Genomic DNA, 19269 nt, shown 5'->3' with positions numbered 1-19269 from the left:
AGGTTTCATGAGGAGAAGCGATGAACCGTCTTGAGTTGATTCGAGCTTTACCAAAAGCCGAGCTTCATGTTCATATTGAGGGCACTTTTGAGCCTGAGCTAATGTTTGCGATCGCTCAGCGTAATAAAATTGCCATCCCGTATAAATCTGTTGAAGAAGTTAAACAAGCGTATAACTTTCATAATCTTCAGTCCTTCCTAGATATTTATTATGCCGGCGCTGCTGTATTAATTCATGAACAGGATTTTTATGATCTGGCTTGGGCGTATTTTGAAAAATGTGCTGAAGACCAGGTCGTGCATACTGAAATGTTCTTTGATCCACAAACGCATACAGATCGTGGCGTTGCTTTTGCAACGGTGATTAACGGCTTGCAAAAAGCCTGTGATGATGCCAAAGCTAAACTGGGTATCAGTTCACATCTGATTATGTGTTTCTTGCGTCATTTAAGTGAAGATGCTGCTTTTGCAACACTGGAACAGGCTTTGCCTTATAAAGACCAGATTATTGCGGTCGGTCTGGATTCAAGTGAAGTCGGGCATCCACCTTCAAAGTTTGAACGTATCTTTGCTAAAGCACGTGAAGCAGGTTTCTTGGTTGTAGCACATGCAGGTGAGGAAGGCCCGGCAGCTTATGTCTGGGAAGCTTTAGATTTGCTGAAAGTGAATCGTATCGATCATGGTGTACGCTCTGAAGAAGATCCGGCGTTAATGCAGCGCCTGATTGCAGAGAAGATGCCACTGACGGTTTGTCCATTGTCAAACCTGAAACTCTGCGTCGTGGATGATATGCAGCAGCATAATATCCGTCGCCTCTTGCAACAAGGCGTGCACGTTACAGTCAATTCAGATGATCCATCTTATTTTGGTGGTTATATGAATGACAATTTTATTGCCATTGCTGAAGCACTGGATTTAAGCAATGAGGAACTCAAGCAGTTGGCCATTAACTCATTTGAAGCCTCTTTTATTACCGATACTGAAAAAGAGCAATGGATCAACCAGATCCGTGCCCTGGTTTAAGTTTTTAAATAAAAGGCAGGGTTCGCTCTGCCTTTGTTTTTATAGATGGATATGAAATTGAAAAATATAATTCTGCTCATCAGTAGCGTGTTGATATCTGCTTGCTCAAATGCGGATATGACTTTGACACAGCGTACTTTAAAACCCGTGATTGAATACCAATGTGCAAAAGAATTGAAAGCATCTAAATTCTGGACTGCCTCGACCTATTTTATGCAGGACAAAAATAAAGCTGAACTTGAACAGAATGTCTGTTCATGTGTAGGTGAGCATGCACTCAAGGATATTCCGGCAAGCACTTTACTGAAAGCGACTCTGGATGAAGAAGTAAAGTCAAAACTCACGCAACAGGCTATTGCAAACAGTCTGAAAGGCTGCATGACCGAGTTCTTAAAATAAAATCAGCTTTGCAATGAAAGCTGATTGAGTGTGGTTTTGCAGATTATTTTTTAGAAGATTTGGATTGTCGGGTCATGCTGTTGAGTACATGATCTTTATCGATAAAATGATGTTTCAGTGCTGCGAAAATATGTCCAACTAAAAGTAAGCCAACTGCCCAGGAAAGCCAGATATGCAGGGGTTTTACGATCGCGGTTACAGCCGGATTTTCTGCAATCAGTGCCGGCAGGTTAAATAAATATAGCACTGGTGCTGGATAGCCCAGACTCCAGCTATATAAACAGCCGGTGACAGGTAGAGCAATCAGCATAAAATACAAAGCCAGATGACCTGCATGTGCCAAAGTTTTCATCCGGGGTGACATAGTGTCCGGTAGTTCAGGGGCAGGATGGGTATAACGCCAGAAAATTCGCACAACCAGTAGGAAAATAATGGTGGTGGCGATATTTTTATGCAGGGTGATGACATCGCCTTTAAAGCTGCCATCGACCTCATAACTTAAAAAATTCCCACTATAAAAACCAATCAGCCAGGCCGCAATAAAGATAACTGCCATGATCCAGTGCAACCATTGTGCCGTGCGCGTGTAATATTGTACTTTTTCCATGTGATTTTCGATTGCCCTCAAAGATGGATGCACCTTAGCAAAGGGCGAATCAGCCCAGCAATTCCAAATCTGCAACGCTATGGTGGCTTTCATGCAACATCCATTGAAATGGCTGGGTGCAGATTAAACATTCAGGATGATTTATAGATTTCTTATTCAGGTGAATTTCGGCACAATAGCGTCACGCTTCATATATGAATAAACAAGGAACAGATCTGTGAAAAAATTATTGGCTGCACTTGCTCCGCTTACTTTGGTTTTATCTGCTTGTGCAACAACAGGCAGCCCTGAAACGCAAACCACGACTCAACAGCTGGGTGGGGCTGCGCTTAAAATCGCGATCAATGCAAAATGTACGACTGAGCTGAATAATATTCCAGCATGGCAAACAGCTACACGTCTAATGACTACGACCCAAAAGCAGAATATCCAGACTGAAATTTGTGGCTGTGTCAGCGAAAAAGCACCCCAAAGCGTAACAGCGGTAGATTTGGCGACTGCAGCGATTGACCCGGCAGCACGTGCGACGATTGTCGGCAATGTGGTTGCAAAAACCATTAACGCTTGTGTAGCTGAAGCTGTAAACTAAGCCAAGATTAAATTGAAATAGGCTGACTGGTTCAGCCTATTTTTTATGGAAAAATAGACATGAAGATTGCTGGTGTAGATGAAGCAGGGCGTGGGCCATTAGTCGGTTCAGTCGTCGCTGCGGCAGTTATTTTGGATCCGAACAACCCGATTGAGGGTTTAAATGATTCTAAAAAACTCACTGAAAAGAAGCGTGAAAAACTTTTTATCGAGATTCAGGAAAAAGCGCTGGCATGGGCCATTGCTGAGGCTTCTGCGGCAGAGATTGATGAACATAATATTTTGCAAGCTTCTTTGCTGGCCATGCGCCGTGCTGTAGAAGCTTTGCCAGTTCAGCCTGAGCATGTATTGGTCGATGGCAACAAGATTCCACAGGGCCTTGCTATGAGCTGTGATGCCGTGGTGGGTGGTGATGCACTGCATGCTGAAATTTCAGCAGCCAGTATTCTGGCGAAAGTAACCCGTGATCATCAGATGATCGAGATGGACCAGAAGCATCCGCAATTTGGCTTTGCCAAGCACAAGGGTTATCCGACCAAGGCACATTTTGAAGCGATTGCCTTACATGGCGTGATTGATGAGCATCGTCGCAGTTTTGGGCCGGTAAAAAAGGTGATTGCAGCATTACAGCAGGGTGCAGAACTTTAAGTTTTATTTTAAATTATCTAAGTATTTAATATTTTTGTATAAAATTTAGACAAATTTAAAGCGGCTCAAAAGCCGCTTTATTCTTCGCACAAACATTAACGGTTAAAGTTATTTTGTGTCTGGCTATCGTCTTCATAAGAAGGTTGGTAATCTTGATCGATATGTTGAAGATGTTCATGCATTGCACGTTCATGCTGGATACGCTGGTAAATCTCTTCACGGTGCACAGAGACTTCTTTCGGAGCATTTACCCCGATACGAACCTGGTTACCTTTTACACCAAGCACAGTCACACTGACTTGATCACCAATCATTAAAGTTTCCCCGACGCGTCGAGTCAGAATCAGCATGTTTTTCTCCTTGCAAAATGCAAAACCTGCAATCTATTGAATGTAAAACAAAAAGCACAACCAAAAATTACAAAATAAGATCTGGATAGAAATTCTGTCATCTGGGTGAAAGATTTTAATCTATCTCAGCTGGTTAAAAATCCTCAGGCTTAATATAACAGAGCCACTATAAAAAAAACTATAGTGGCTCTGCATTTTTGTAGACTTTTATAAAATACTGTCAAACAATGACAATATTCTATCTTAACGCTTAAGCACGTGCGCTAGATTCGCCTTGTTCACGGTCTAAACCGAATGCGGTATGCAATGAACGAACCGCGAGTTCAAGATAATTTTCTTCAATGATCACAGAAATCTTGATTTCAGACGTCGAGATCATCAGGATGTTAATACCTTCATCTGCCAATGCTGTAAACATTTTGCTCGCTACACCGGCATGTGAACGCATACCGACACCTACGATCGATACTTTTACGATATCTGAACGGGTCGCAACTTCACGTGCACCAATTTCTTGAGCAGTTGCTTCAAGAATAGCTTTGGCTTTATTTAATTCGCCACGGTTCACAGTAAAAGTGAAATCAGTTGTACCATCTTCTTCAACGTTCTGGATAATCATATCCACTTCAACATTGGCATCACCAATCGGGCACAAAATTTTAGAAGCAATACCCGGTTCGTCAGGCACGCCTAAAATAGTTAATTTTGCTTCGTCACGGTTAAATGCGATACCGGAGATAATTGGCTGTTCCATATTGTCTTCCAATTCAGTCGTAATAAGTGTACCAACGTTTTGCTTAAACTCTTTGTCGAATGCGCCATCGTTGTCATTGTCGAAACTTGATAATACGCGTAAAGGCACCTGGTATTTACCAGCAAATTCAACTGAACGAATTTGCAGGACTTTAGAACCGAGTGACGCCATCTCAAGCATTTCTTCAAATGAAATACGATCAACTTTTTTTGCTTTTGGTGCAACACGTGGATCGGTGGTATATACACCGTCAACGTCGGTATAAATTTGGCATTCATCTGCTTTGAGTGCGGCAGCAATTGCAACACCTGAAGTATCAGAACCGCCACGCCCTAAAGTAGTGGTATTGCCATGTTCATCAAAACCCTGGAAACCGGCAACGACAAGTACGCGGCCTGCATCCAGATTTGAGTTCAGGACTTCAGTATCAATGGATTCGATACGTGCCTTATTGAATGAGCTGTCGGTTTTCATGCCAACCTGGCGACCTGTTAGTGATTTTGCTTCAACTCCAATTGAGTTCAGCGCCATTGCTAACATAGAAATCGTAACCTGTTCACCCGTAGATACCATTTGGTCTAGTTCACGTGGGTCAGGGGTTTCGGTAATGGCCTTCGCTAAAGCAAGTAGACGATTGGTTTCGCCACTCATTGCTGATACCACTACCACTACCTTGTGGCCGTGGTCATGCCAGCGCTTTACACGACGAGCAACATTTAAAATGCGCTCGGGAGTACCCATAGAGGTACCGCCATATTTTTGAACGATTAATGCCATAGTTGTTCCATATAAGCCATGACCCTGATGTACCTATCAGGGTCAGTTACACAAAATTGAAGTTTTATTTTGCTGCAAGCCAGGCAGTTAAATCTGCCATCACTGGAGCAAACTTCTCGTTAAGTGGCGCGCCACCTTGTGCCAAGTCAGGTTTACCACCACCTTTACCACCTAGCTCAGTTGCCAAATGTTTGATGATGTCACCTGCTTTAATAGAAGCAGTAAAGTCTTTTGCTACAGATGCGATCAAGCTCACCTTGTCACCCTCTACACCTGCCAGAACAATCACTGCATTTTTTAATTTTGATTTCACACCGTCGTGCAGGTTGCGTAGTGCTTTTGCATCCATGTTTTCAACAGTTGTAATCAAGGTTGCACGACCTGCAATGCTTTGAACTTGGCTTAGAAGTTCACCAGCTTGCAGGCTAGCAAGTTTTTGATTGAGTTGTTCGATCTGTTTCTGCAAGCTCGATGCAGTATCAACCAGTGCTTCAACTTTTTCTAAAGTCTGGTCTTTTTGTGCTTTGAGCAAACCGTTAATCGTATTGATATCGCGATCGGCTTTTTGCGCAACTTCAACTGCTTTAGTGCCTGTTACTGCTTCAATACGACGTACACCGGCTGCCACACCACCTTCAGAGGTGATTTTGAACAGACCGATATCACCGGTACGTTTTACGTGAATACCACCGCAAAGTTCGATTGAGAAGTTTTTCTCTTCAATCACTGAACCCATAGACAGTACACGTACTTCGTCACCGTATTTCTCGCCAAACAGCATCATCGCGCCTTTAGCTTTCGCAGACTCGATATCCAGAAGTTCAGTAGACACCGCAGTATTGGCAATCACTTCAGCATTGACCAAACGTTCAATTTCTTGCAGCTGTTCAAAGCTTACAGGTTGGTCATTGGCAAAGTCAAAACGTAACACATCAGATGCAACCAATGAACCTTTTTGCTGTACATGTGAACCTAAAATTTGACGTAACGCAGCATGTAGCAGGTGAGTCGCAGAGTGGTTGCGCGCAGTTGCTGCACGAATATCTGCTTTTACTGTTGCTTCTACATTTTGAGTAACTTTCAAGTTACCCATCGTCACGATACCTTGGTGTACAAATGCGCCACCAGATTTTTTGGTATCTTGAACTTCGAAAATACCAGTATCGTTTTTAAAGATACCTGTATCACCGATTTGACCGCCGCTTTCTGCGTAGAAAGGTGTTTGGTTGAGTACGATCAGTGCTTCATCACCTTCAAACACTTCATCAACTTGCTCGCCATCTTTGTAGATTGCGATGATTTGACCTTCACCTGCAGTTGCGTCATAACCATCAAACTGAGTTTCACCTTCGACTTTCACAACAGAATTATAGTCGATCGCGAATTTACCTGCATCACGTGCGCGTTGACGCTGTGCAGCCATTTCAGTTTCGAAACCAGCTTCATCAATGGTTAAGTCACGTTCACGTGCGATGTCAGCAGTCAAGTCAGTCGGGAAACCATAAGTGTCGTAAAGTTTAAATACCACTTCGCCCGGAATCACAGAACCTTTTAACTGTGCCAATTCGCCTTCAAGCAATTTCAAACCTTGCTCAAGTGTTTTGGCAAATTGTTCTTCTTCTTTAAGAAGTTGTGCTTCGATACGTGCTTGTTGAGCAGCAAGTTCAGGGTATGCATCGCCCATCACTTCGATCAGTGGCTTCAACATTTTGTGGAAGAACGAACCTGTTGCGCCTAATTTGTTACCATGACGTACTGCACGACGGATAATACGACGCAGTACATAACCACGACCTTCATTCGATGGGTTTACGCCATCAGCAATCAGGAATGAACATGAACGTGCATGGTCAGCAACGACTTTCAATGAAGCAGGATACTGAACTGGTGTGCCTTTCTCAGCAGCTTCAGCTTCAAGCGCTGTAGTATCCAGACCAATAATTTCAGCAGCAGCTTTTAGCAAGTGCTGGAACAGGTCGATTTCGTAGTTTGAGTTAACGTGCTGAAGAACAGCTGAAATACGCTCCAAGCCCATACCTGTATCCACAGAAGGCGCTGGAAGAGGGTGTAATACGCCATCCGCAGTACGGTTGAACTGCATGAAAACGTTGTTCCAGATTTCAATGAAACGGTCGCCATCTTCTTCAGGAGAACCCGGTAAGCCACCCCAGATATGATCGCCATGGTCAAAGAAGATTTCAGAACATGGACCACAAGGACCGGTGTCACCCATTGCCCAGAAGTTATCTGATGCGTATTGACCGCCTTTGTTGTCACCAATACGAATAATGCGTGAAGCGTCTAGACCGATTTCTTTGTTCCAGATGTCAAAGGCTTCATCATCGGTGTGGTAAACGGTTGCATAGAGTTTATCTTTAGGAAGACCAAGCCATTCTTCGTTAGTCAAAAAGTCCCAGGCAAATTTGATCGCATCACGTTTGAAGTAATCACCAAATGAAAAGTTACCTAACATTTCAAAGAAAGTGTGGTGACGTGCTGTATAACCCACATTGTCCAAGTCGTTGTGCTTACCACCTGCGCGCACGCATTTTTGTGATGACACTGCACGTACATAATCGCGTTTTTCTAGACCTAAGAAGCAATCTTTAAACTGGTTCATACCAGCATTGGTGAACAGCAAAGTTGGGTCATTGGCAGGTACTAGAGAACTCGACGCGACACGTGTATGCCCTTGCGATTCAAAGTAACGCAAAAATGCTTCACGAATTTCAGCTGATGTCATAAAACGAGTACTCACAACCAAGTCACTCCATAATTTCCGATTTGGCTAAAACACCACAGTCTGAAAAGCATACAAGAGCTCTGCTGCAATGCGGGGCTTAAAAATTTAAAACGCCAAATTATAACGGAAAAAGCAGTAGGCACCAATCATTTTAAAACCAATTGCGAAGGATTTATTTACTCAGGTTTTTCGCTGAATAATTAAATTGAATTTTCCCACAGTAGAATTCGTGGATATCCATCACATTAAAAATAACTGGAATTTTAAATGACCCAGATACAGACGGATGGATCAGAAATAAAATAATCGAAAATCAGTATTTTCTCTGAAGTTTTTTAATGTACGGCGCCAGAAATCCTTTAACATAGAAGAGTTTTAAAATAGGCATATAAAAGGTCGAGTCATGCAACGAGTGGCAATCAATGGATTTGGGCGTATTGGACGGAATGTACTGCGCGCATGGTTTGAAAATCCGAAAGATTTTAATTTTGAAATCGTTGCCATTAATGATATTGCCGATGTTGAAACCCTGATCCATCTATTTAAATATGACTCGACCCATGGCCGTTTTCCGGGGCAGGTGGATCTCAGCTATGATGCTGAACATATCTATATGCATATCAGCTATCAAGATACTACATTAAAAGTACAGGTTTTGTGTGAGTCGCATCCGGCTAAGTTGCCTTGGCAAAACCTGGCGGTAGATGTAGTGCTTGAATGTACCGGGCTGTTCCGTTCCCGTGAAGCTGCGACCCAGCATATTGGGGCAGGGGCGAAACGTGTGATTATTGGTGCCGCGCCTTTTGATACGGTTGATGCAGCGATTGTCTATGGTGTCAATCATCATGAAGTTAAAGCATCGGACCAGATCATTTCCAGCGTCTCTTGTACCACTCAGGCTTTGGTGCCACTGGTCAAAATTGTCGATGATGCTTTTGGAATCAGTAGTGCCTTGATGACCGAAATACATGCTGTCACGGCGGATCAGTCGGTACTGGATCATGCGCATCGTGATTTGCGTCGTGCACGTGCTTCAGGCCATAACATCATTCCTACGACTTCGAGCGCACTCGGTGCCTTAAAGCGTGTCATGCCAAAAATGGAAGATCGTATTGATGGTTATTCAATTCGGGTGCCGACCATTAATGTGGCCGCGATTGATTTAACGTTTGTCTCCCAGTCGCCGATTACCGATCACAAGCTGAATGAAGTGCTGATCAAGGCTGCCCAGCAGGATTTTGCGGAAATTATGGCTGTGACAGATGAGCCATTGGTATCGAGTGATTTTAATCATTCCCCATATTCATTGATTGTGGATTTGACCCAGACTCTAGTCGTTGGGCATCAAGCCAAAGTCTTTGCCTGGTACGATAACGAGTGGGGCTATGCCAACCGTCTGCTGGATTTATGTGAATCATTTCATTAAGTTCGGGTTATCTAAACCTCAAAAGCACCGAGATACGGTGCTTTTTTCTTGCCTGTAAATATTCTGCAAGCCATGTTTTAAGAGAATTTGCCGGTAATTGATCGAAAATCAGGAATTGAGGCTGAATTATTTACGTTATCTGCAGCATTTTTCGTTAAGATAAAGACAATAAAATGAAATAAGAGCAAGCACATGATGGTGGTTTGGGGATTTATTATACTGCTGACTTTGGCGGTAATTTTTCTGATCTGGCTGCAGTTTAATCAGAGTGATGAGCCACGTAGCGTGGAAGGCGTGCCAGTCGAAGAAAAAATCGTGCATCTGGAAGAAAATTTAAAAAAGACCCTGGAAATCATGCAGGATCTAGCCAAAAAAATGCATGTGCAGCAGGAAGTGCTGGATCAGACCACAGCCAAACTTCAGCAGGTTGAATTGCAAAATGCCGAACTGGTCAGTTTGCTGACCAAAGTGGTTGATCCACAGAAATAAACAAAACCCCTTTAGAGATCATTTAAAGGGGTTTTTCTAGCGTTAGATTATTAAAATTCTTAAAATTGCAGCAGAAACCATACTGATGGCGACGGTCGGTAATAATCCAAAACGTGTAGCGGCAAATAGCGTTAAAGCCAAGGCAATCAGGTCTGCCGGATGGTCGCGTACAAAATAAGGCGCAATCACTGAAATCAGCACGCAGCCGGGCACTACTTCCAGGATTTTTCGCTGGCGCTGTGTCAGCGTTTTGTTTTTTAATAAGACATAGCCCAAGATTCGGGTTAAATAAGTGGTCGCAGCAATCAGGATAATGGCCACCAAGGTACTCATCTGGATCATGTTTGATCCTCTTGAATCAGGAAAAATGCCGAAGCGATTCCAGACAATGCACCAATTGGCACATACCAGCCCGCAGGTAAATATAAATAAGCCAAAGCCGCACAGACTAAACTGACCAGCCATGGCCGGGCAGCCTCAAAACCTTTCCACATACTTCTCAGTAACACCAGAAATACAGCAGGAAAGGCCATATCGAAACCAAAACGGTTAATGTCGCCTAATACAGGTCCAAGTATGGCGCCGAGTGTGGTAAATCCGACCCACATCAAGTACAGGCAAAAACACAGGCCGGCATAATAAGGCATGCTAAACGCAGCACGATAACCCAAGTGCGCTTGTTTCCTTTGTGCATCAGCCAGACCGAGCGCCCAGCTCTCATCGACCATAAAAAACAGCGCCGGAAAAACTTTACGATTCGGGAGATGCTTTAAATACGGCACCAAACTGGCGCCCATCAACAGATGCCGGCTATTCACCAGAAAGGTAATGAACATCAGCATGAGTAAATTTGGTGGACTGCTCCAGACTTCCAGAATGGCAAATTCAGAACCGCCGGCAAAGTTCAAACCGGTCAGTAATGGCACTTCGAGCAAGCTGAAATTCTTCTGTACCGCCGTCGCACCCAACACCAGCGCAAAGGGGATAATCCCTAAAAGCATGGGAATAGAATCTTTCATGCCACGTTGAAATTCACTGAAATCGGTAGGGGCAACTATTGCTGCGGTGCTTTGTCTGAACAAAAGCATGGAAATGACCTGGGTACTGCAAAACTAGACCATATTTTATGGCGATATTCAGGCTATTTGCTGTTGTAGTGAAAGAGATTTGAGTTTTATTTGAAATTAAATTGCGCTAAATTAAATTTAAGGGGTTTTAAATGCCAAGGCATAGACATGGATCAAATAGATAAACGCATTTTGCATGAGCTGCAAAAGAATGGAAAACTGCAAAATAATGAACTGGCTCAATTAATTGGCTTGTCACCGTCACCCTGTTTAAGACGGGTAAAACAGCTGGAAGATGATGGCGTGATTGAGCAATATGTCGCACTGCTGAATCCACAAAAGGTCAATTTGGCGATGAGCGTGTTTGCACGCGTCTGGCTCAAGTCTCAAGAAGCTGCTGTGGTCGATCAATTTGTCGAAGCGATCAAGGAAATGCCAGAAGTCGTCGAGTGCCAGTTAATGGCAGGCGATTGTGATTTCTTTTTAAGAATTGTGGTGGCTGATCTGGATGCCTATCGTAAATTTCAGATTCATCATTTAACCCAAATTCCCTGCATTCAAAGTGTAAAAACTGAAATTCCATTGCAAACGGTTAAAAGCACGATTGCATTGCCTTTGGTTTAATGCCGGATTTTGTCATGCTATTTGTTTTAAATGTGCATTAAAACGCTGATAGTTGACACAATTGTTGTTGATTTCATCAGGTAGCGAAAATTATAAAATTTGCGATGCACAGCCAAAACTATCGTGCTAGACTAGGAGAAATCGGGTGTGCTCCCGATTTTTTTATGCGGATTCGTTCCGCGCTGACAAGAATTTAGGTTTACAACATGCCCATTTCAGAGACATGGTTATTACCTGATGGTGTAGCTGATGTATTACCAGAACAAGCGCAAGTTATTGAAAGTCTGCGCCGTAAATCACTGGATTTCCTTGCATCTCGAGGTTATCAGCTGGTGTACACGCCATTCATTGAATACATCGAATCTCTATCTTCTCTCTCAGAATCGAATCAAGATTTAGACTTAGCCACTTTTAAAGTAATCGATCAGCTTTCTGGTCGTTTGCTTGGTGTGCGTGCCGATATGACACCACAAGTGGCTCGTATTGATGCGCATGTACATCCAGTGGAAGGTGTTGCACGTTACTGTTATGCAGGAACCGTTCTGCATACTAAGCCTCGCGGTTTTAACACTTCGCGTGCGCCACTACAGTTAGGTGCGGAGCTATTTGGTTCAGACAGCATCGATGCCGATGTAGAAATGGTCGACTTGATGATCAGTCTGATTCAGGAAACAGGTCTGGCAGATGGTATTCATCTGGACTTAGGTCATGTGGGTTTATTCCGCAGTCTGGTGGCTCAAGCCGGCTTAAACAAAGTCGCTGAACAGCAATTATCTGATTTATACCAGCGTAAGGCTTTGCCAGAATTAGAAGAATTCACGGCAGACCTGAAATTTGGTCAGGATTTCTATGCACTTGGACGCTATGCCAGCGACCTGGATGCATTACAAGCGCATTTAAGTGCTGAAGTGTTGGCAAATCCAGCATTTACGCAGGCTTTTAATGTCTTGCAAACCACCAAAGACGAAGTTCAAACCCGTTGGCCAAACTTGAGTATTGGTATTGATGTGGTTGAATTACGTTCATACCATTATCATACTGGCTTGATGTATGCAGTCTATGCACCGAACCGTGCAGCTGCACTGGCACAAGGTGGCCGTTATGATGGCATTGGTGAACATTTTGGCCGTGCGCGTCCGGCAACCGGTTTCTCTTGTGACTTATATGCTTTAAGCGCAGGCCAGTTTGATGCGGTACAGGTCGTGGTTGCACCTAAAGGCACTGATGCAGAACTTCTGAATGCAATTCAGAATATTCGTGCACAAGGCTTAAGTGTAATTCAGTTACTGGGTAATGATGATTTAAACTCGATTCCATATGCGACGCACCAGCTGGTGAATGCGAATGGTGAGTGGACAGTCAAAACGATTTAACTGCTTGGCTCAGTGTTCATGTCGCTGAGCGGGGCTTTCAACTTTAACAGCATGATGTAATGAGGCTATTATGGGCAAGAATGTTGTGGTACTTGGTACCCAATGGGGCGACGAAGGTAAAGGTAAAATCGTCGACCTGCTCACAGATCAAGCGGCAGCGGTAGTTCGTTATCAAGGCGGACATAACGCAGGTCACACTCTTGTGGTTGGTGGTAAGAAAACTGTCTTACACCTCATTCCATCAGGTATTTTACGTGAAAACGTATTGTGCTTAATTGGTAACGGTGTTGTTCTTTCTCCTGAAGCGCTCATCAAAGAGATGGACATTCTTGAAAAAGAAGGCGTTCCTGTTAAAGAACGTTTACGCATTTCTCCAAACTGTCCATTGATCCTTCCGAACCACATCGCACTTGATCAGGCGCGTGAGAAAAAACGTGGTAATGCGAAGATTGGTACGACAGGTCGTGGTATCGGTCCTGCATACGAAGACAAAGTAGCGCGTCGCGCAGTACGTGTTGCTGACCTGGTGCGTGGTGGTGAACATCTGACTGCTCAGTTAACTGAACTTCTGGACTACCATAACTTCCAGCTGACTGAATACTACGGTGTTGAAGCGGTTAAACTGGAAGACGTGCTGGCACTTTGCGACGAATGGCGTAAGGTTGTTGCGCCACTGGTTGTGGATGTGACCACGGAATTGCATAACTACCGTAAAAACGGTGACAATATCATGTTCGAAGGCGCGCAAGGTTCACTTCTTGACGTTGACCACGGTACATATCCGTATGTAACGTCTTCGAATACAACTGCTGGTGGCGTAAGCTCTGGTTCAGGTCTGGGTCCTTTGCACCTTGACTATGTACTGGGTATTACTAAAGCGTACACAACGCGTGTAGGTGCAGGTCCATTCCCAACTGAGTTGGTGTATGACGCTGCAAATGACACAGGTGATGCGATTGGTAAACACCTCGGTACGATTGGTAATGAATTTGGTGCCTCTACTGGCCGTCAACGTCGTTGTGGCTGGTTCGATGCTGAAATTCTACGCCGTTCAGTTGATGTAAACTCACTTTCTGGTATTTGCCTGACTAAACTTGACGTTCTTGACGGTTTAGAAGAAGTGAAAATCTGTGTGGGTTATGAAGCTGCAGATTCTGGTTGTGTCGGTTCTTCTGATGCGCTTGCATTCGAAACTTTAAAACCGATTTATGAAACTATGCCAGGCTGGTCTGAGTCAACTTTCGGTGCGAAATCACTAGATCAGTTGCCAGAAGCTGCATTGAACTATGTAAAACGTCTTGAGCAATTGATTGAATGTCCAATCGACATCATTTCAACAGGTCCAGACCGTGAAGAAACCATTGTTCTTCGCCACCCGTTTGATGCTTAATCTTCATTTGACTAAAGCTTGAATGATAAAAACCCATCTCCGGATGGGTTTTTTTATATGTTAAATTTATGCAGGTATTTCAAGACTAAAGTTGCATCGGTAATACCACGTGATGTGCTTTAACATAGTGGTATATAAAGAAAGAAAAATGAGCAGCAGGATGCAAAAAAATATATCGGCGACCATGTTTTATTCATTGTTATTCGCGATGGGCGGGGCGCCAACAATGGCCATGATGATTATTCGTGCGCAAACCCAAAACCCCGAAGTGATTTATGCGGTGCTGATTGGTCTGAGTGTCATTATTGCATGTATATTAGTGCCTATTATTTTATTGCAAAATGCTTTTTTATATTTCAAACGTAAAGACGAAATGCTTGAACAGAAAATCAAACCACTCAGTCAGGTTTACTTGGGCCTCAATATTATTTGTCTGATTTATTGGTTGGCGATACAGTATTTGGCTTAAAAATTACATAATTTATAAGAAGATGAATGAATTAAGCGTTTAGCTGCTACGCGCTTTCACTTATAATTTTTACAATGTAAATTGCCCTTGAGCCAAGGTGGAGTAAATTATAATGAAGAATAAACTTTTATTGAGTATGGCTGCTGCTACAGTCGTCACATTATCAGGTTGTACCACCATTGCCGATATGGCAGGGGCAGATACTGCGACCTTAAATGCATCTGCGAGCCAAAGCTATAATGCCATGGTCAATGATGCGAAGAACAAAGGTCAACTGGATACCAGTTCAGCGACCTATAAACGGATTAATAATGTATTTAACCGTTTGAAACCGGTTGCTAACCAGATGAATCAAACCGGTACGGCATTCCAGTGGCAATTGGCTGTGCTCAAATCTGACCAGGTTAACGCCTTTGTTGCGCCAGGTGGTAAGGTTGTATTCTATACGGGTATCGTGAATAAACTGAATCTGACCGATGCTGAAATTGCAGCGATTATGGGTCATGAAATGGTGCATGCTTTAGAAGAGCATTCTAAGCAGAAAATCGGTGCTCAGGCCCTGACTGATCTGGCCTTGGGTATCGGCTTGAATGCAGCAGGTGTGGGTCAAGGTGGTGCTGCAGCCGCACAATTGGGTAGTCAGATCGGAATTGGCTTGCCATACTCGCGTAATCTGGAAAGCCGTGCTGACCAAGGTGGTTTAATGCTGATGGCGCGCGCAGGTTATAACCCGAATGCAGCCATTACCCTGTGGGAAAAAATGAACAAACTCGGTGGCAGCAGTGGTGCAACCTTCCTGTCTACGCATCCATCGAATAGCCAGCGTATTGGACAAATGCGTCAACAGTTGCCAGCAGCCATGCAGATTTATAACCAAAACAAATAATCCACTAATCATCCTGTAAAAGGAGATCTTGATCGGATTGGAAAGGCAGGGCAATGGCTCTGCTTTTTTTTATAGCTAATTGGGTGATTAATATTCTACGGGCTATTTTCAGGCAATAAAAAAGGCAAAGTCAGACTTTGCCTTTTTTCACTCAAGATCAGAAGATCTTAGTGTTGGTGACCGCCTACACCGTGTACGTGACCGTGATCTAATTCTTCTTGAGAAGCTTCACGAACAGATACGATTTCAACTTCGAAAGTCAGGTCTTGACCAGCAAGTGGGAAGTTAGCATCAACAACAACATTGTCGCCTTCAACTGCTTTAACAGTTACGATTTGCACGCCGTCATCAGTTTGAGCTTGGAACTGCATGCCTGCCTGAATGTTGTCTACGCCTTGGAACATTTGCGCAGGAACTTCTTGAACTAGGTCAGGGTTGTATTCGCCATAACCTTCAGCAGCAGGAACGTTTACAGTGAATTTTTCACCTACAGTTTTGCCTTCTAACGCATTTTCTAAACCTGGGATGATGTTACCTGCACCGTGCAAATAGGCAAGTGGTTCACCTTGAGATTGGTCGAGAGTTTCACCCTCTGCGTTAGTCAATGTGTAGTGGAAAGAAACCACGAGGTTATTTGCAATAGCAGTCATGTTAATTGATCCATTCAATTTTTTAAGGGTACATCATAAAGTGAAATTGCATTTTTGTAGACTAAAATTAGCAAAAAAACGCAATTTGACAATTTTGTTGACGATTTTTTCATTGATTGGGCCAAATTCTGGAATTTCAATGCAATTTCAGCTTTGGAGAAATTTTTCGTGTAACAAAATCTTTTGCGGTGAGAATGCCAGCATGCGCATAACCATGAATGGTCGCCTGATGAATTCGATATAAAGAAACATACATCGATTTGGCAACAAAGCCTTGCACATTGACCTGACCGAGTAATTCACCGACAGCTTTATTCTGGCTTAAGGAAATCAGTGAGCCTTTGTCGGAAAATTTAAACATCGGTAAATAGTTTTCCTCATTGATCCGTGCTTTTAAGGCATTGGCCAGGAAATTGGCCTGTTGGCTAGCCACTTGTGCGCGTGGACCCAAGACCGGTTCATCTGCAGCAGGCTGGCAGTGAGCACAATCACCAAAAGCAAAAATGTCTGGATCAGATTTGGTTTGCAGGGTGGAGAAGACTTTCAAGCGGTGAATATTGTCCTTTTCCATATCTTGCAGTTGTGCCAAGACTTCAGGTGCTTTGATACCTGCGGCCCAGACTTTAATCTCGGCATCCAGACTTGAGCCATCTGCAAAATAAATTTTGTCTTCATCTACCTTGGCCACACGATGACTGGTAAGGACTTCAATACCGAATTTTTCCAGCTGTTGCATGGTATGTTCAGCAACTTTCGGCGAGAGCGCAGTCAAAATACGATCCGCCGCTTCAATTAAGGTAATTTTGACTTTATTTGGATCGACCTTGTTTAAGCCATATTTAAAGAAATTGTGTTTGGCCTCCACCAACTCGGCAGCCAATTCTACTCCAGTCGCACCGGCGCCAATAATCGCGATATTCAGTTCACGGCTCGAAGCTTCATGTTGAGCATTCAAGTAGAGATGCAACAGATCCTGCTGAAAGATATCAGCTTGTGGACGGCTGTCGAGAAAATGACAGAACTGTTTGACGCCTTCGGTATTAAAGTCATTCGAGGTAGAACCCAAGGCCAGTACCAGGGTGTCATAGTCGATGCGCTGGTTCTTCTTGGCTTGGGCTTTTTTGGAGAAATATTCTGTTTCTACCACAATCTGTTTCGCTTCACGATCCAGACCGGTAAATGTCCCCAAGACAAATTCATAATGATGTGCGGCTGAATGGGCAAAATAATTAGTTTCTTCTTCATGTGGATTTAAGGTGCCTGCGGCAACTTCATGCAGCAGCGGTTTCCAGATGTGCGTCAGTTTTTGATCGACCAAAATAATCTGGGCTTTACCGCTTTTACCCAAGCTCTCACCCAGCTGAGTCGCCAGCTCCAGACCACCGGCACCACCACCCACAATCACGATTTTATGTGCTGTCATATATGATTAACCTATTTATTTTTTTAATAAAAATAAGAGAAATAGAGAGAAAATATACTATGGCATGCGCTAAAACGCGTCTTGATTAAAATTGTTATACAAATTACAAAACGTAGCAATTCTGTGAGAGCAGGTAAGTGTTGCTGCTTTAAGCAAGCAATGGGAGAGCGAGATTAATAGGAGGGAAATCTGCTAGAAGATCAGCGCAAAGATCTTCTAGCTTAAAGAAAAGTGACTTGAGATGTAGCGCTATTATCTATCTAAAGGATAAAGCTTTACGCTTGGCGTATTGTCTGAAAATAAACCGAATAAGCTTTGTAGCCAGCTAAAGAATTTCTGAAACAGATTGGCTTCTTCAATTTCGACATGATCTTCAATTTGAATGGTACGAATCAACTGATTATTCTGATAAACCTGAATGGTCGCCAAAGGCATCATGGTCGCCAAAGGTGCAATGAGTTCAGACGCTTTCACTTCAACATTGATATGAGTCTGAGTTTCCTGTAATGGCTCGATACTTTTTAAAACGCCATCACCAGTATTCAGCATGACACGCTGATTTGTCTGGTCAAACTGATTCAGGTCAATACTGTAGCCCTGATCATATAAAGAAGTGGTAATAATCTGCGGTTGCTTGGTTTGCACCTTAAACATTTTTAAGGTGGATTTAATTACAGGCAACTCAGCCAGTAGCTGTTGATCTTTGATCGCTACTTCATTGCGGGTATAGGTATAAGCCAGATTCATCAGCTTATGTGATACTTCAGCGCGTTTTGCGGCACTTTTAGTACCCAGTACCACTACAATCAGACGACGATTTGGCATTTCAAAATCTGTTGTGACGCGATTGGCTGTCAGCGCCAGATTGTAGCCTGCCGCACGGGTAAAACCGGTTTTTAAACCATCTACGGTTGGATCGACCTGAAGCACACGGTTGGTCGCACGATGAAAATGCTGATTGTAGGTAAAGCTTGGCTGCTTGGAATAATACAGATAATCCGGAGTTTCATTCACCACCGCCATAGACAGTCTGGCCAAATCGGCGGCAGTCGAATAATGCTCAGGCATGGTAATGCCGGCCGGATTCTGGAAATTGGTATGCTGCATGCCCAGCGCTTTGGCTTCCTGATTCATACGTTCAACAAACTGCGGAATACCACCCGAAATTTTCTCAGCCAGCGTCACCGCGGCATCATTGGCAGACATGATAATTAAGCCCGCCAGAAGCTGATCGACTGAAATCAGATCACCTTCTTTCAGGTACATCTGTGACTCATCCCACATCACGGTTTTAACCACAGAGGTCGCGGTTAAAACTTCATTTTTATTTAATTTTCCGGCCTCAATTTCCTTTAAGGCAATATAAGCCACCATCATTTTGGTCAGCGAAGCCGGAGCACGCTGAACGTCGGCATTGTGCTCTGCAATGACTTGACCAGACTGTGAATCCAGAATGGTCCAGGCTTCAGCTTCAACGCTTTCAGGCACAATATTGAGTAGGGCAGCATGTGAAAATGCAGAAATAAATAAACTGAAAACCGCAATCAGTGAGATGATGTATTTCAATGGTGTTCCTTGATAACC

The 19269-nt window shown here is 43.5% G+C and carries 20 protein-coding genes; 11 read left to right on the top strand and 9 right to left on the bottom strand.

The window, feature by feature from the left end:
• The first annotated feature begins 20 nt into the window (after positions 1-20).
• Complete coding sequence (locus tag I6L24_RS13800) at positions 21-1022, top strand: adenosine deaminase (RefSeq protein ID WP_216986202.1); 1002 nt, start codon at positions 21-23, stop codon at positions 1020-1022.
• A 45-nt stretch (positions 1023-1067) separates the two neighbouring features.
• Positions 1068-1421, top strand: coding sequence for a hypothetical protein (locus I6L24_RS13795; RefSeq protein ID WP_004645560.1), 354 nt, complete (start codon positions 1068-1070; stop codon positions 1419-1421).
• Between the two features lie 43 nt (positions 1422-1464).
• On the opposite strand, the gene I6L24_RS13790 is transcribed toward I6L24_RS13795, so the two are convergent.
• Positions 1465-2028, bottom strand: a complete 564-nt coding sequence (locus tag I6L24_RS13790) for a cytochrome b (protein WP_026055720.1) — start codon at positions 2026-2028, stop codon at positions 1465-1467.
• Between the two features lie 217 nt (positions 2029-2245).
• Between I6L24_RS13790 and I6L24_RS13785 the strand changes: the two genes are divergently transcribed.
• Together I6L24_RS13785 and rnhB are read left to right on the top strand one after the other, a co-directional pair.
• Positions 2246-2617, top strand: a complete 372-nt coding sequence (locus tag I6L24_RS13785) for a hypothetical protein (RefSeq protein ID WP_004278974.1) — start codon at positions 2246-2248, stop codon at positions 2615-2617.
• 59 nt (positions 2618-2676) lie between these two features.
• Entirely contained in the window at positions 2677-3264 is a 588-nt protein-coding gene (gene rnhB / locus I6L24_RS13780; protein WP_004278973.1) for a ribonuclease HII, read from the top strand.
• Positions 3265-3359: 95 nt separating this feature from the next.
• On the opposite strand, the gene csrA is transcribed toward rnhB, so the two are convergent.
• The 3 genes from csrA to alaS form a co-directional block, all read right to left on the bottom strand.
• Entirely contained in the window at positions 3360-3614 is a 255-nt protein-coding gene (gene csrA / locus I6L24_RS13775) for a carbon storage regulator CsrA (RefSeq protein ID WP_004278972.1), read from the bottom strand.
• A 250-nt stretch (positions 3615-3864) separates the two neighbouring features.
• On the bottom strand, positions 3865-5145 hold the full coding sequence (locus I6L24_RS13770) for an aspartate kinase (RefSeq protein WP_216986201.1): 1281 nt from the start codon (positions 5143-5145) through the stop codon (positions 3865-3867).
• A 64-nt stretch (positions 5146-5209) separates the two neighbouring features.
• Positions 5210-7903 (bottom strand): alanine--tRNA ligase, encoded by a 2694-nt coding sequence (gene alaS, locus I6L24_RS13765; protein WP_216986200.1) that lies wholly within the window; start codon positions 7901-7903, stop codon positions 5210-5212.
• Positions 7904-8291: 388 nt separating this feature from the next.
• On the opposite strand from alaS, the gene I6L24_RS13760 reads away from it, so the two are divergent.
• Entirely contained in the window at positions 8292-9314 is a 1023-nt protein-coding gene (locus I6L24_RS13760) for a type I glyceraldehyde-3-phosphate dehydrogenase (RefSeq protein ID WP_216986199.1), read from the top strand.
• A gap of 192 nt (positions 9315-9506) precedes the next feature.
• Positions 9507-9803 carry a hypothetical protein gene (locus tag I6L24_RS13755; RefSeq protein WP_004278968.1) on the top strand — a complete coding sequence of 99 codons (297 nt, stop codon included), beginning with the start codon at positions 9507-9509 and terminating at the stop codon, positions 9801-9803.
• Positions 9804-9845: 42 nt separating this feature from the next.
• On the opposite strand, the gene I6L24_RS13750 is transcribed toward I6L24_RS13755, so the two are convergent.
• Together I6L24_RS13750 and I6L24_RS13745 are read right to left on the bottom strand one after the other, a co-directional pair.
• Positions 9846-10145 carry an AzlD family protein gene (locus I6L24_RS13750; RefSeq protein ID WP_005263421.1) on the bottom strand — a complete coding sequence of 100 codons (300 nt, stop codon included), beginning with the start codon at positions 10143-10145 and terminating at the stop codon, positions 9846-9848.
• Complete coding sequence (locus I6L24_RS13745; RefSeq protein ID WP_216986198.1) at positions 10142-10891, bottom strand: AzlC family ABC transporter permease; 750 nt, start codon at positions 10889-10891, stop codon at positions 10142-10144. Before I6L24_RS13745 ends, I6L24_RS13750 begins: the two co-directional genes overlap by 4 nt.
• Positions 10892-11038: 147 nt before the next feature.
• Here I6L24_RS13745 and I6L24_RS13740 point away from each other — a divergent pair, with 147 nt between their 5' ends.
• From I6L24_RS13740 to I6L24_RS13720, 5 genes are all read left to right on the top strand, one after another.
• Positions 11039-11494, top strand: coding sequence for an Lrp/AsnC family transcriptional regulator (locus I6L24_RS13740; RefSeq protein WP_216986197.1), 456 nt, complete (start codon positions 11039-11041; stop codon positions 11492-11494).
• Between the two features lie 206 nt (positions 11495-11700).
• A complete protein-coding gene (locus tag I6L24_RS13735) occupies positions 11701-12867 on the top strand; it encodes an ATP phosphoribosyltransferase regulatory subunit (RefSeq protein WP_004278964.1) in 1167 nt (388 codons plus the stop codon).
• A gap of 70 nt (positions 12868-12937) precedes the next feature.
• Positions 12938-14257 carry an adenylosuccinate synthase gene (locus I6L24_RS13730; RefSeq protein WP_004278963.1) on the top strand — a complete coding sequence of 440 codons (1320 nt, stop codon included), beginning with the start codon at positions 12938-12940 and terminating at the stop codon, positions 14255-14257.
• A gap of 160 nt (positions 14258-14417) precedes the next feature.
• Entirely contained in the window at positions 14418-14726 is a 309-nt protein-coding gene (locus tag I6L24_RS13725) for a hypothetical protein (protein WP_071851724.1), read from the top strand.
• Positions 14727-14838: 112 nt separating this feature from the next.
• On the top strand, positions 14839-15612 hold the full coding sequence (locus I6L24_RS13720; RefSeq protein ID WP_005263417.1) for a M48 family metallopeptidase: 774 nt from the start codon (positions 14839-14841) through the stop codon (positions 15610-15612).
• A 167-nt stretch (positions 15613-15779) separates the two neighbouring features.
• On the opposite strand, the gene slyD is transcribed toward I6L24_RS13720, so the two are convergent.
• The 3 genes from slyD to I6L24_RS13705 all read right to left on the bottom strand — a co-directional run bounded on the left by slyD (position 15780) and on the right by I6L24_RS13705 (position 19251).
• Complete coding sequence (gene slyD / locus I6L24_RS13715) at positions 15780-16262, bottom strand: peptidylprolyl isomerase (RefSeq protein WP_004278960.1); 483 nt, start codon at positions 16260-16262, stop codon at positions 15780-15782.
• A gap of 136 nt (positions 16263-16398) precedes the next feature.
• Complete coding sequence (locus I6L24_RS13710) at positions 16399-17685, bottom strand: NAD(P)/FAD-dependent oxidoreductase (protein ID WP_216986196.1); 1287 nt, start codon at positions 17683-17685, stop codon at positions 16399-16401.
• A gap of 252 nt (positions 17686-17937) precedes the next feature.
• Positions 17938-19251, bottom strand: a complete 1314-nt coding sequence (locus I6L24_RS13705) for a D-alanyl-D-alanine carboxypeptidase PBP6B (protein WP_216986195.1) — start codon at positions 19249-19251, stop codon at positions 17938-17940.
• Between the last annotated feature and the right edge of the window lie 18 nt (positions 19252-19269).

This window comes from Acinetobacter lwoffii, assembly GCF_019048525.1.
Classification (GTDB): Bacteria; Pseudomonadota; Gammaproteobacteria; order Pseudomonadales; family Moraxellaceae; genus Acinetobacter; species Acinetobacter lwoffii_K.
Note: the sequence above shows the minus strand (reverse complement) of the source record. Positions and strands in the feature narration are given on the sequence as shown.